This window comes from Bradyrhizobium sp. AT1, from assembly GCF_001590795.1.
Classification (GTDB): Bacteria; Pseudomonadota; Alphaproteobacteria; order Rhizobiales; family Xanthobacteraceae; genus Bradyrhizobium.
In genome coordinates, this window is sequence record NZ_JXDL01000001.1 from 6,981,335 (window position 1) to 6,994,523 (window position 13,189).

The following is a 13,189-nucleotide window of genomic DNA, read 5'->3' on the forward strand; positions in this document are numbered from 1 at the left end:
GCGGCCGTTCAGGCCGCCGGCCGTTCCGCCGCACTTGCGAGCGCGTCGCGCAGGGCCTGTTCCTTGCTGTCGTCCAGGGACGTCTTCAGCACGGTCCCCCCGGCGTCCTTGATCTCCTTCAGCACCTTGTCTGCCGTCATGTTCTTGATCAGGACGAACAAGGCGGCGTTGCCGGTGTGGAGCGATGCAGACAATTCCTTCATGAAGGCATCGTCGATGCCGAAATCGGACAGGGCGCCGCCAAGCGCGCCGGATGCCGCGCCGACGGCCACGCCGAGGATCGGATTGAGGAATATCACGCCGATCAGGAGGCCCCAGAAACTTCCCGTCATCGCGCCGATCGCCGTCGTGTTGACGAGTTGATTGAGCTTGATGCCGCCGGAATCCGTTTTCACGGCGATCACCGCGTCGCTGATTGTGATCAAATATTCCTTCTGCAGCTTGAGCAGCCGCTGACGCACTTCTTCGGCCTTCGCCTCGGATGGATATACGATGGCGACCAGATCGGACATGAAGACCTCCCATTGGAGCATAGCAAGGGCACCCGAGCAAGCTACCGCGCGAGCGCTGCCTCGGGGGATCGGAGAAAACCCTCGGCCTCGGTGGGGAATGTCCCGATGAGATACGAGACGCTAATGATTGCGTACCGAAGGGGTGGCGCACAGCGAAATCGCTCGCGCCGCCCGATCAATGATACCTGTGGCCATCAATTGCCGCCTTTAGCGGCGCGGGTTCGGGACGCAGGTCCCATGCCGCCCGCTCACCGACGCTCGGCACTGGGCTCGCGTGTCGTACATGCAGGTCAGCATTCCTTTGAACTTTCTGCACCACGCCAGATCCTGCGCCTGTCCTGGCGTCCACGAACCCGTGGCACCGAGCATAATGAAAACGGCGGTGGACAACAAAGCTAGCTTTCTCATTTCGGTTTCTCCTGTCGTTGAGCCAATCACGTGAAGCCCGGATCGCGGGCTCGTCGGACCAGCCGCTGCTTTGGCGAATGCACCGCACGCCGAGCAACGGCCGCAACTATAGCTTTATGCATTGTCCACGTACGTCGGATATCGGGTGATCGCCTGATCTCCGCTGCAGGAATCCTCCCGGCCGTGACGCCGGCTTGGTCGGTCACGATTACACCTGCAGATGCTCAGTAGATTTACCGATACAGGCGGAGATGAATTCTCCGCAAAATCATCAGCAGCGCGGATAGGTAGAGTTATGCGGCTGCGATCTCTGAATGCGACGCTTGTTGCAGGAGTTTCTGCGCTGCTGCTGGTCGCCTGCGAGAGAGAGGCAGCGACGGATTTGCTGCCGACGCCACCGCGTCCCGTCCGTACCATCACGGTCGAGAAACGGGATCAACGGACGCGTCTCACGTTTTCTGGGCGCATCGAAGCTGAAGACGAAGTGAGTCTGGCATTTCGAATTTCCGGACGGCTGCAATCGAGCGACATCCGGCTCGGTGATCGCGTTGAGACCGGCCAGCTCCTGGCGCAACTTGAAGCGCAGGACCAACTGAGCGCCTTGCGGCAGGCGCGGGCTGCCCTTGCCGCAGCCCAGGGCCAGCTCACTCAGGCGCGCAATCATTTCGATCGCCAGCAGACGCTATTGGCACAGGGATGGACAACGCGCGCCAATTTCGAGGCTGCAACCCAGGCGCAACAGACGGCGCAATCAAATGTCGAAATGGCCGAAGCTCAGTTGAATTTCGCCCACGACCAAGTCAGTTTCACCGAGCTGCGAGCCGACGCGCCCGGCAAGATCACCGCGACAGGGCCGGCGGCGGGCGAGGTCGTTCAGGCCGGGCAGATGATCGCGAGGATCGCGCGGCAGGATGGCCGCGACGCGGTCTTCGACGTCCCCGCTCAGATGATCAGATCGGCCCCCGCCGACGTGCGGATTACCGTCAGTCTGGCCGACGACCCGACGATCACGGCACAAGGCCGCATCCGTCAGATTGCCGCGCAAGCCGATCCGGTCACCCGCACCTTCGAGGTCAAGGTCGGCCTGACGGATCCGCCGGTGACCATGCGGCTCGGCGCGACCGTGAATGGACGTGTCGAGACCGGCTCCGGGCCCGTGATCGACATACCGGCAACTGCGCTGACGCGGATCAATCGGCAGCCCGCCGTCTGGATCGTCGATCCCGCGACGAACGTCGTGTCGGCACGGAACGTCGACGTCCTGCGCTTCGACCAGGCCGACGTGATCATCTCGCAGGGACTGGACGCAGGCGAGATCATCGTCACCGCCGGTGTTCAGGCCCTTCACCCCGGCCAGAAGGTGCGCTTGCTCGGGGCGGCGCCATGAGCGGGCTCAACCTTTCCAAATGGGCACTCAGGCACCGCTCGCTGGTGGTCTACGTCATGTTGGTCGCCGTGATCGGCGGCTACCTCGCCTATTTCCGCCTGGGCCGGAACGAGGATCCATCCTTCACCATCAAGACGATGGTCGTTCAGGCGGCCTGGCCGGGGGCGACGGCCGAAGAGACGATGAAGCAGGTAACGGAGCGGCTCGAGCGACAATTGCAAGAGACGCCCCATCTGGATTTCCTGCGCAGCTTCACCCGCGCGGGCCTGGTCACGATTTTCGTCAACCTGAAGGGAAGCGCGAACGCAAGGCAGGTTACCGATACCTGGTACGAGGTGAGGAAGAGCATCGGCGACATGCGCCACACGCTGCCCGCAGGAGTTGTCGGCCCTGGCTTCAACGACGACTTCGGCGACACCTTCGGCATCGTCTATGGCTTCACTAGCGACGGATTCACCCAGCGCGAGTTGCGTGATCGCGTCGAGGATATCCGTTCGCAATTGCTCCAGATCCCGGACGTATCGAAGATCGAGCTGTTGGGAGCACAGGACGAGGTGATCTTCGTCGAGTTCTCCAAGCAGGAGCTTGCGACTGTCGGCGTCGATCGGGCGGCCCTGCTCGCCGCGCTGCGATCGCAGAACATCGTTCGTCCTGCAGGCGCGATCCAGACGGGCGAGGAGATCATTTCCGTTCGGGTGTCCGGCGGCTTCCAGTCGGAGCGGGACATCGCCGGCGTCAATTTCGTCGCAGGCGGTCGCACCATCCGCCTGAGTGATATCGCGCAGGTGCGGCGCGGTCACGTGGACCCGCCGCAGCCGATGTTCCGGGTCAATGGTCAGCCGGCAATCGGGCTTGCCATCGCCATGCGCGATGGCGGCGACATTCTCGCGCTCGGCAGAAACATCAGGACAACGATGGCGGAGATCACGGCCAACCTGCCGATCGGGATCGAGCCGACGCTCGTCGCCGACCAGGCCGTCGTGGTCGGCAACGCGATCGGCGAATTCATGACCTCGCTGCTGCAGGCGATCGCCATCATCACGGTTGTCAGTTTCATCAGCCTTGGAATCCGCCCCGGCCTGATCATCGCGCTTGCCATCCCACTGACGCTGGCCATCGTGTTTCCGATCATGGAAATCGCCGGCATCGACATGCAGCGGATATCGCTGGGAGCGTTGATCATCGCGCTCGCGCTGTTGGTCGACGATGCGATGACGACCACGGACGCGACGCTGAACCGCCTGGCGCAAGGCGACAGCAAGGTCGACGCGGCGACATCCGCCTACCGGAGCCATGCCTTTGCCATGCTCGCGGGAACTCTGGTGACGATCGCCGGCTTCATTCCGGTCGGCTTCGCCGCGAGCTCGGCCGGCGAATATACCTTCTCGCTGTTTGCGGTGGTCGCGATCGCGCTTCTGGTGTCCTGGCTGGTTGCCGTGATCTTCACACCATTGCTGGGTGTGATCATTCTCGTTCCTCCGAAACGGCAGGCCACGGTGGCGCCCGGCAGGATCTTCCGCCTTTATCGGCACGTTCTGACTGCGGCGATGCATGCCAAATGGCTGACAATCGCGTTCTCGCTGGCGCTCTTCGTCGCGTCGATCGTCGCGTTTCCGCTGATACCCCAACAGTTCTTTCCATCGTCGGATCGGCCCGAACTGCTCGTGGATATCGGCCTGCCGCAGAATGCCTCGATCCTCGCGAGCGAGACGGCGGCGAAGCGGCTGGACGCGGCGTTGGCTGGCGATCCGGACGTCGCCCACTGGAGCACCAATGTCGGGCGCGGCGCGATCCGATTTTATCTTCCGCTCAACGTGGAGCTTCCGAACGATTCGTTCACGCAAGCGGTCGTCGTGGCCAAGGACGTTGCCGCGCGCGAGCGCCTGCGCCAGAAGCTGGAACGGCTTCTTGCGGAGGAGTTCCCGGCGGCCGTCGCCTCGGTTTCGTCGCTTGGCCTTGGTCCCCCTGTCGGATGGCCGCTGCAATATCGCGTGAGCGGGCCGGATGTGGAGCAGGTGCGGGGGATTGCGCTCGAGGTTGCCCAGATCCTGGCCTCCGATCCCAGGACCAAGGGCGTCAATTTCGATTGGATGGAGCCGCAGCGCCAGCTGCGCATTGACGTCGACCAGAATGAGGTCCGTCGTCTCGGATTGAGCTCGGAAGCCATATCAAGCGTGTTGAACACCGTGATATCCGGAGCGGTCGTGACCCAGGTCCGCGACGACATCTATCTGCTCGACGTCGTGGTCCGGGCCGTCGATGAGCAGCGTATCTCGCTATCCAGCCTGCGTACGCTCCAGGTGCCGCTGCCTGGCGGACGAACGGTGTTGCTCAGCCAGTTTGCGAGTTTCGGATATCACCAGGAGAATCCCCTGATCTGGCGGCGCGACCGCATTCCGACCCTCACGGTGCGCGCCGACATTGGCGGTGAAGCGCTGCCTGACGCCATGGTGGAGGCGCTGTCGCCGGCGATCGGAAAGCTGAGGAAGGCGTTGCCTGCATCGTACGACGTGGCGGTCGGCGGCACCGTGGAGGAAAGCCGGAAATCGCAGGCGTCCGTGCTCGCCGTGGTGCCCATGATGCTATTCGTCATGTTCACCATCCTGATGGTTCAGCTGCAGAGCTTTCCGCGGCTGTTGATGGTCGTGAGCGTGGCGCCGCTCAGCATGATCGGTGTTGTCGCCGCGCTTCTGCTTTCCGGCAAGCCGATGGGCTTCGTCACAATTCTCGGCGTGCTCGCCTTGCTCGGCATGATCAGCAAGAACGCCGTGATTTTGATCGGTCAGATCGATGCTGAACGCGCGGAGGGCAAGAGCCCCTGGGAGGCGGCGCTGGATGCCAGCAGCTCGCGCTTTCGTCCGATCATGCTGACGGCGGTGTCGACCGTGCTCGGCATGATCCCGATCGCTCCGACCGTGTTCTGGGGACCGATGGCCGTCGCGATCATGGGCGGCCTGCTGGTTGCGACCGTGCTGACGCTGGTGCTGTTGCCGACACTCTACGTGACCTGGTTCGGAGAAGAGGCAGTAGCCGAAGCTTCCGCTTCATCGTGAACACTCCGGCGAGGAGAATCCCGATCCTTGACTAGGTAATCACCCGATATTCCGGGCCAAGCTCGAGGCGCATGGTGCTAATCGGTGGGCAAGTCGATCGACGGGATGCAGCGCATGCTCTTGTCGCGAGGACTTCACATGACCGAGACTCCGTCAATCCAAAAGCTCTCGCTGTTCGCGTTGACCGCGATGGTGGTCGGCTCGATGGTCGGCTCGGGCATCTTCTCGTTGCCGAGAACCTTCGGCATCGCCACCGGGCCGTTCGGGGCCATCTTCGCCTGGTGCATCGCGGGCGGTGGCATGTACACCCTGGCGCGGGTGTTCCAGGCGCTGGCGGAACGAAAGCCCGAGCTCGATGCCGGCGTCTATGCCTATGCGAAGGCGGGGTTTGGCGACTATCCCGGTTTTCTTTCCGCATTCGGATACTGGATAGGCAGCTGCATCGGCAACGTCTCCTATTGGGTGCTGATCAAGTCGACGCTGGGCGCTTTTTTCCCGGTCTTCGGGGACGGGAACACCGTGATCGCGATTGTCGTCGCCTCGATCGGAATATGGCTGTTCCATTTCATGATTCTGCGCGGTGTGCAGCAGGCGGCCGCGATCAACACGATCGTGACGATCGCGAAGATCGTGCCGATCCTCGTCTTCATCGTCATCCTGATCGTCGGGTTCAAGGCGGACCTGTTTCAAGCGAATTTCTGGGGCGGAGAGGGCATGCCGGACACGAGTTTGTTCGAGCAAATTCGCGCGACCATGCTGGTCACCGTATTTGTCTTTCTCGGCATCGAAGGCGCCAGCGTCTATTCACGCTACGCCAAGGAACGCGCGCATGTCGGCACCGCGACCATCATGGGATTTGCGGTTGTGACGAGCTTGATGGTGCTCGTGACCATGCTGCCTTATGCTGTACTTCCCCGCGCCGAAATCGCCGGCATGCGGCAGCCGTCGATGGCGACGGTGCTGGAGGCGGTGGTCGGACATTGGGGCGCGATCTTCGTCAGCGTCGGGCTTCTGGTTTCGGTGCTGGGGGCCTATCTCGCCTGGTCGTTGATCTGCGCCGAGGTGCTGTCCGCCGCCGGTCGGACCAGGGACATGCCGGCCCTGTTCGGCACGGAAAATGCGAACAAGGTGCCGGCCGCCGCGCTTTGGCTCACCAATGCGATCGTTCAGCTCTTCGTCATCAGCACCTATTGGTCGCAGGATGCGTTTGCGCTGATGCTCAATCTGACGAGCGTGATGTCGCTGATTCCGTTCTTCCTCGTCGCAGCCTATGGACTTCTGCTCGCCAGGCGGGGCGCGGCCTATGAGAAGGACAGCCGCAACAGAACGCGGGACATGATCTTCGCCGGCATCGCCGTCGTCTACACCCTGTTCCTGATCTACGCCGCCGGGATGAAGTTTCTGCTGCTGTCCCTGATCCTCTACGCGCCTGGTACGGCCCTCTACTTCTGGGCGCGTCTGGAACAGAAGGCGAGGGTCTTTACGGCCGTCGAGTGGGCCATCTTCATCGCAGCAGCCGTAGGCGCGGCTGTCGGGATCCACGGATTGGCCACGGGCTATATCACGATCTAGACAAGGCAACTTCCGGGAGAACTCCCATGGCAAAGCAGGCGTCGGGCGGCTCGGTTTCCTTCGGGGTCCATTCGGAGGTCGGTCAACTCCGGAAGGTGATGGTCTGCTCACCCGGTCGCGCCCACCAGCGCCTCACGCCGTCCAATTGCGACACCCTGCTGTTCGACGATGTGCTGTGGGTCGAGAACGCCAAGCGCGATCACTTCGACTTCGTGCAGAAGATGCGCGACCGCGGTATCGAAGTGGTCGAGATGCACAATCTGCTGGCGGAGACGGTCGCGATCCCCGAGGCCAGGAAGTGGATTCTCGACAACCAGGTCGTTCCCGACCAGGTCGGCCTCGGCCTCGTCGATGAGTTACGGGGCTATCTGGAAAGCCTCAAGCCGCGCGATCTGGCCGAAACGCTGATTGGGGGCGTTTCGACCCATGACTTCCCGGACGCCCATGGGGGCGAGATGCTCAAGCTCGTTCGCGAGGCCGCCGGCATGACCGAGTATCTGCTGCCGCCGCTTCCCAACACGCTGTATACGCGGGACACGACCTGCTGGATCTACGGCGGGGTCACGCTGAACTCGCTCTACTGGCCGGCGCGGCACGAAGAGCCGATCCTTGCGACAGCCATCTACATGTTCCATCCGGATTTCGCCGGCAAGGTCAATGTCTGGTGGGGCGATCCGACACGGGACCATGGTCTTGCGACGCTGGAGGGCGGCGATGTGATGCCGATCGGCAAGGGCAACGTGCTGATCGGGTTGAGCGAGCGCACCTCGCGGCAGGCGATCAGCCAGGTCGCAGTGGCCCTGTTCAAGAAGAAGGCGGCGGAGCGTGTGATCGTGGCTGCGATGCCGAAGCTCCGTGCCGCGATGCATCTCGATACCGTCTTCACTTTCGCGGACAGGGATTGCGTCCTGCTGTATCCCGACATCGTCAACAGCATCGCGGCCTTTTCCTACCGGCCGGCCGACAATGCGGCCGGCCTCGAGCTGCGCCGAGATGAAAAGCCGTTCGTGGACGTCGTGGCCGAAGCCTTGGGCCTGAAGAAGTTGCGTGTGATCGAAACCGGGGGCAACGCCTATATGCGCGAGCGCACGCAATGGGACAGCGGTGCCAACCTGGTTTGCGCCTCTCCCGGTGTGGTGTTTGCCTATGACCGCAATACCTACACCAACACTCTGCTGCGCAAGGAAGGGATCGAGGTGATCACCATCGTCGGGGCAGAGCTCGGGCGAGGCCGCGGAGGCGGTCATTGCATGACCTGTCCGATCATCAGGGATCCGGCGGACTACTAGACCATGCGGATCGACTGAATTCGGTCGAGGCCGGCATGCCAGGGCGGCGCGCCGCTCCGGTTCCTCTTACACCTGCGCGATCGATTGGATCGAGCGTAGCAGTGGTTCCATGCATCTATTCCACGGCGGCGAGCAGACCCCCGGCAATTTTACGAAATGGCGATTCACCGATTCAATCACTGATTTTGAATCTTATCACTAACACGCCACAATCGTCGCTCAGGCTGAGGCGATTCCTGGTGCACGCAAAAGCCATCGAGGAACGCCATGCGCGGGTCGAGAGCTCTTCTGCCGGTCTTGGGATTGTTGGGAACCGGCACTGCATGGGCGGCGGACGTTGATGCAACCGACCTGAAGGCGAGCAGCGCCGTACCGTATTACTCCGTTCCGTCCTGGAGCGTCGTCGGGTCCGTTACGCCGAACTTCACCGACAATGCCTTGTTCAGCCGGGACAACCGCAAGTCGGATTTCTTCTATGAGCCCGACGTGAGCGTCAGGCTGGACGGGAACATCACGGATGACCTGTCGTACCGGCTCTATGCGCGCGCACAATATGACGCCTTTGCGCGAGAGAAGGACGGCAATGCCGCAGTGGCGCGGATGGGAGCGCGCCTGACGGAGAATTGGGACGGCTGGCGGTTCTCCGCCATCTACGAGCACCGATATGATTTCGACGGCGTCTATCGCGATCTCGCTTTCACGTCTGACGATGTGATGGGCTCGGTGACGCGCGACTTCCGCGTGAACAATGTGACATTCTCGCCGCTGTTGCTGTTGACCTACCGGTTTTCCGACCTTGCGGAAGCTCGCCGCTGGCGTTTCGATGCCTTGCTCGGCATTGAGGTCAAGCTCGATCCAAACTGGTCGATCGTGAGCACGCCGCTGTTCGAGGCCTTCTGGTTCACTGATGGGCTGAACAGGGGACGGCAGGATCAAATCTACTCCGCGGATATCGGCCTGAAGTATAACTTTGCCAGCAACGTGTCGCTTACGACGAGCGTGCTGTACGAATCACGAGAATCGAACGTAATGGTGCGGCGCTACAGGGACCTCAGGATCGGTCCCCGACTTGACTTTGCTTTTTGAGAGGTCCGCAAGATGATGTTGAGGCGTGCTCGGATGCTGATCGGGGTCATTGTCGGTTTGATGGCAGCGTCCGCCGCCGCTGCAGACCCGCGCGATTCTGCCGACCGGAGCCAGCGTCTTGATACCAATGCACTCAGGGACGATGCCGGCACACAGCGGCTACGGGTTCCGTCTCATCCGCTGGCGATCGCGCCGCCGCAGCCGCCTGCGCCAAACGCGAAGCAAGGAAAAAGAAGAGCAAGCCGAACACGAGCGGCGAGATGACCCGCTAGCACATCGCGTCTCAGCCATTGGTGCGATCGCCTCGACGCGATCGTGAAAGCGACTTGCTGCGCTTGAGTATCTGTTGTGTCATATTTGAATTGCAGCAGGATAATTCGGCAAGACTGCACATCAGCCCTCCCCCGATGCGAGATTTTATTCTGTCAGCAACACTACCTGGTGGTGTGATCAACCTGACGGTGTATACTCTGCCGACCCCAAGGGCGCGCGTCTCCTGATCCGTTGATGGATATCTCGCTCGGCGGGGGCAGGGAGGAAACTCTCGCCGTTCAGCTCCAATATATTGAGCTTCAGTGTGTTGGGCTTCAACGTCGGGCGTCGCCGCTGAATCAAATAGTGAGTGCGTACCGTGAAGTTACATAGCTCGCCCGCCTGTGAGTCGAGCGGAACCAGTGTCAAAGGGTGGTTGCGACTTGGCTCGGAAGAAACCTGCGAATGGTCGTACTGGGTCTTTTCACCCGATCTTCTTTTTGCGGCACGCCCTTCGTTTGGAGGGCACTTCGTGTATGAGGGGATCAATCCGGCGTTCGCGCTTCGCCTCGGTGTCCCGTCGGACGACATCCGGGACATGGACGTCTCCAACTGTCTCGGCAGGGACGACGCCAGGGCCGTCAGCGATGCTCTCCGCGCATGTCTCGCAGAAGGAACGGAAGTCAGGATTCGCCATCGCCTCGCGTTTGGCGGCCAGCGCCAAATCATGGAAACGACCGTCGTCCCGATCATGGACGCCGCGGCCGGTGGGGCGGTCCGGTTGATCGGCGGCCATCGCGTCGCGCGCATTGGACTTTTCGAAGACGACGCCGAACCATCGGACGCCGCGCAGGCGAGCGTCAATTTGCTGTCCATTCAGGAGGACATCCAGCAGCGGATCGCGTCCGATCTGCATGACTCGACGTGTCAGCATCTGATTGCCGCGAGCCTCGGTCTGATGCGGATCCGGCGGACCATGGGCGATCCCGTCGGAGCCGAGCGCCTCTGCGACGAGGTCGACGCGTCGATCGATGAGGCGCTCAGGGAAATTCGCGCTTTTGCCTACCTGTTGCATCCGCAGAATCTGACAGCCGAAGGGCTCAAGGCCACGATCGAGCATTATGCCGATGGATTCGCGGCGCGCACGTCGTTGCGGGTCACGACCAGGATCCTGGCCGACGTGGATCGATTGCCCTACGAGAAGCAGCGCTCATTGCTTCGGGTCGTTCAGGAAGCTCTCACGAACGTATTCCGCCATGCAAAGGCAACGGAAGTGCGCATCGTCATTGGCGGGACCAGCAGCCATTTTCGGCTGACCGTCAGCGACAACGGGCGCGGGCTTCAGGCCGGCCGCGCGAACCAGGCGGTATCGACCGGGGTCGGAATTCCAGCCATGAGAGCAAGACTCGAGCAGATCGGAGGTTCGCTGGAGATCCGCTCCGATCCGGCAAAGCATCGGTCCGGCACCATTCTGTGCGCGGTCTTTCCGCATGCGTTGGCCGCGACCAGGCGAAACCGGCGAAAGGACGCCACGATCATGGGGGTCCCCGCAGGCACCCATTGAGGGAAGAAAAACACTGACCGCCGGCGGCAGGCGGAAGCGAGTTCGTGTCCAGCCGCCGAGCAACGACACTGGAGTGCTCGCTATGAAGCGTTTTCTCATCGCTGATGACCACGAAGCTGTACGGTCGGGCTTGCGAGCGGTGCTCGAACAACGGGCGGATTGGGAAGTGGTCGCCGAGGCGAATGACGGCGGCAAGGCGCTGACAGCGGCAATCGAAAGCCGACCTCACGTGGCCATCGTCGATTTTTCCATGCCCCGAATGACCGGACTGGAGGTCGCGCGGCGGATCAAGGAATATCCGCTGCAGACCGAGGTTTTGATCTTTACGGTGCACAACTCCGGCCTACTCGCCCAGCAGGCATTTGAGGCCGGTGCCCGCGCTTTCCTGGTGAAATCGGATGCAAACCGATTGCTGCTGGCCGCCGTCGATTCTCTTTTGGCGCACAAGCGGTTCTGTACCGAAAGGTGCCGAAACGAGTTGAACGGGGGATCCGGCTGCCCTGCAGACCGGCACCCGGGGCTCACGCCGCGCGAGCAACTCGTTGTCAAACTGGTTGCCGAAGGCTACAGCAACAAGGGCATCAGTGCGATCCTCAACCTCAGTGTCAAGACCACTGAGGCTCATCGAGCCGCCGCCATGCGCAAGCTGGATGTGAGCTCGACTGCGGGCCTGGTCCGATACGCCGTCCGCGCGCAGTTGGTCGAGGCATGACCATACCTTGCTCGGGTTTGATGGTCGCGTCCGCGTCGGTACATTCGCCCGGCCGTCTCGGGGTTTTGCAGGATAATACCCCGGCGCGCGATCGGTATGATCGCCCGACTGTCCTGCTGCCGTTGATCTCCGCCGATTACCGTCGGGTAGGAGAACGATGCCGTGAAGCGCATCTTGATTGCGGATGATCATGAGGTCGTGCGTTCAGGGCTGCGCGCGATCATCGATACACGCTCCGACTGGATCGTTGTCGGCGAGGCAACGAATGGCGAGCAGGCCGTCGCCTTGGCTTTGGAAACCAAACCGGACATCGTGGTCGTCGATTATTCGATGCCCCTCATGAACGGGTTGGAGGTCAGTCGCCGATTGAAGTCGCTGCGCTTGCGCACTGAGGTTCTGATTCTGACGATGCATGAGAACGAAGAGCTGCTGACCGAAGCCATCCTGGCGGGTGTCCGTGGCTTCTTGTTCAAGTCGGATGCAAGGAAACATCTGCTGTCTGCCGTGGAAGCGCTGCTCGACCGCAGGCCGTATTTCACCAGCGTTTTGCTGGAGAAGCTGCTCCACGACTACCAGCTCAACAAGCTGAATAAGTCGGACATGCTGCTCACCTCGCGCGAGCAGAGCGTGGTCCAATTGATAGCGGAAGGACATACCAACCGGTCCATAAGCGTCATTTTGCAGTTGAGCGTGAAGACCGTCGAGACCCATCGCGCCTCGGCGATGCGCAAGCTGGGGATGTCGTCGACCGCCGAACTGGTCCGTTACGCCATCCGCAAGAAACTGGTGGCGCCCTGAGAGACTTCGCGGGCCTAACTTGCAACACCAGATTCCGTCACAGGACGGGGGGAGAGCGACCTCAACGACGCGCTCCATCAAATCGCGCAGCTTGGCGGCTTCCTGTTCGCCCAGAATGCAGATGGCTACATGGTCGCCGACATCGATTGGGAATCCCATCACGGGCACTACCGGGTGCGCATCGATGGCGAATGGGTGATGGTGCCTGACGGCGCCGTGGTCACACAGCCGGACAAGACCGGGGCGCACCGTGGTCTGGAAATACTATATCGACAGCCACCCCCGGGCTCGCTGGTTCATGCGGAAGACCATGATCTGAGATGCGGCCTCAGCGAGTGCGTGACCATTCTCGCTCCGGCGCCCTGCGCCTGACGGACCTCAGGCGCATTGGTAGGTTCAGTAATAGAATTAATATATTCGAGTGCTCCGCGTCGTGCCGCTCGCACGCAGGATTCTCGCTGATGGCGCCTTTGTGCTGGGGAATAGCCGATCCCGAGGCGGAAGCGGCGTTTCTGACCGAACATAGCCCGGGTCAATAGATCGCATCTACGTGCTT

General features: G+C 61.7%; 10 protein-coding genes and 1 pseudogene. 9 read left to right on the plus strand and 2 right to left on the minus strand.

Features of this window, described 5'->3' with window-relative positions; all coding sequences use genetic code 11:
- Positions 1-8: 8 nt before the first annotated feature.
- Entirely contained in the window at positions 9-512 is a 504-nt protein-coding gene (locus SE92_RS32150; protein ID WP_063203873.1) for a DUF1269 domain-containing protein, read from the minus strand.
- A 207-nt stretch (positions 513-719) separates the two neighbouring features.
- Positions 720-920: a DUF3551 domain-containing protein gene (locus tag SE92_RS35390; protein ID WP_084251926.1), complete on the minus strand. Its 201-nt coding sequence runs from the start codon at positions 918-920 to the stop codon at positions 720-722.
- Positions 921-1,215: 295 nt separating this feature from the next.
- Here SE92_RS35390 and SE92_RS32155 point away from each other — a divergent pair, with 295 nt between their 5' ends.
- The 9 genes and pseudogenes from SE92_RS32155 to SE92_RS32195 form a co-directional block, all read left to right on the plus strand.
- Positions 1,216-2,307, plus strand: coding sequence for an efflux RND transporter periplasmic adaptor subunit (locus SE92_RS32155; protein ID WP_063202544.1), 1,092 nt, complete (start codon positions 1,216-1,218; stop codon positions 2,305-2,307).
- Positions 2,304-5,360, plus strand: coding sequence for an efflux RND transporter permease subunit (locus tag SE92_RS32160; protein WP_063202546.1), 3,057 nt, complete (start codon positions 2,304-2,306; stop codon positions 5,358-5,360). Before SE92_RS32155 ends, SE92_RS32160 begins: the two co-directional genes overlap by 4 nt.
- A gap of 138 nt (positions 5,361-5,498) precedes the next feature.
- Positions 5,499-6,932: a basic amino acid/polyamine antiporter gene (locus tag SE92_RS32165; RefSeq protein WP_063203874.1), complete on the plus strand. Its 1,434-nt coding sequence runs from the start codon at positions 5,499-5,501 to the stop codon at positions 6,930-6,932.
- 26 nt (positions 6,933-6,958) lie between these two features.
- Positions 6,959-8,221 carry an arginine deiminase gene (gene arcA, locus SE92_RS32170; protein WP_063202548.1) on the plus strand — a complete coding sequence of 421 codons (1,263 nt, stop codon included), beginning with the start codon at positions 6,959-6,961 and terminating at the stop codon, positions 8,219-8,221.
- Between the two features lie 267 nt (positions 8,222-8,488).
- On the plus strand, positions 8,489-9,307 hold the full coding sequence (locus tag SE92_RS32175) for an outer membrane beta-barrel protein (RefSeq protein WP_063202550.1): 819 nt from the start codon (positions 8,489-8,491) through the stop codon (positions 9,305-9,307).
- A 784-nt stretch (positions 9,308-10,091) separates the two neighbouring features.
- Complete coding sequence (locus SE92_RS32180; protein WP_245324766.1) at positions 10,092-11,123, plus strand: sensor histidine kinase; 1,032 nt, start codon at positions 10,092-10,094, stop codon at positions 11,121-11,123.
- 82 nt (positions 11,124-11,205) lie between these two features.
- On the plus strand, positions 11,206-11,835 hold the full coding sequence (locus tag SE92_RS32185) for a response regulator (RefSeq protein ID WP_063203875.1): 630 nt from the start codon (positions 11,206-11,208) through the stop codon (positions 11,833-11,835).
- A gap of 162 nt (positions 11,836-11,997) precedes the next feature.
- Entirely contained in the window at positions 11,998-12,633 is a 636-nt protein-coding gene (locus tag SE92_RS32190) for a response regulator transcription factor (protein WP_063202553.1), read from the plus strand.
- 114 nt (positions 12,634-12,747) lie between these two features.
- Positions 12,748-12,952 (plus strand): annotated as a pseudogene (locus SE92_RS32195) (hypothetical protein); the annotation flags it as partial.
- Between the last annotated feature and the right edge of the window lie 237 nt (positions 12,953-13,189).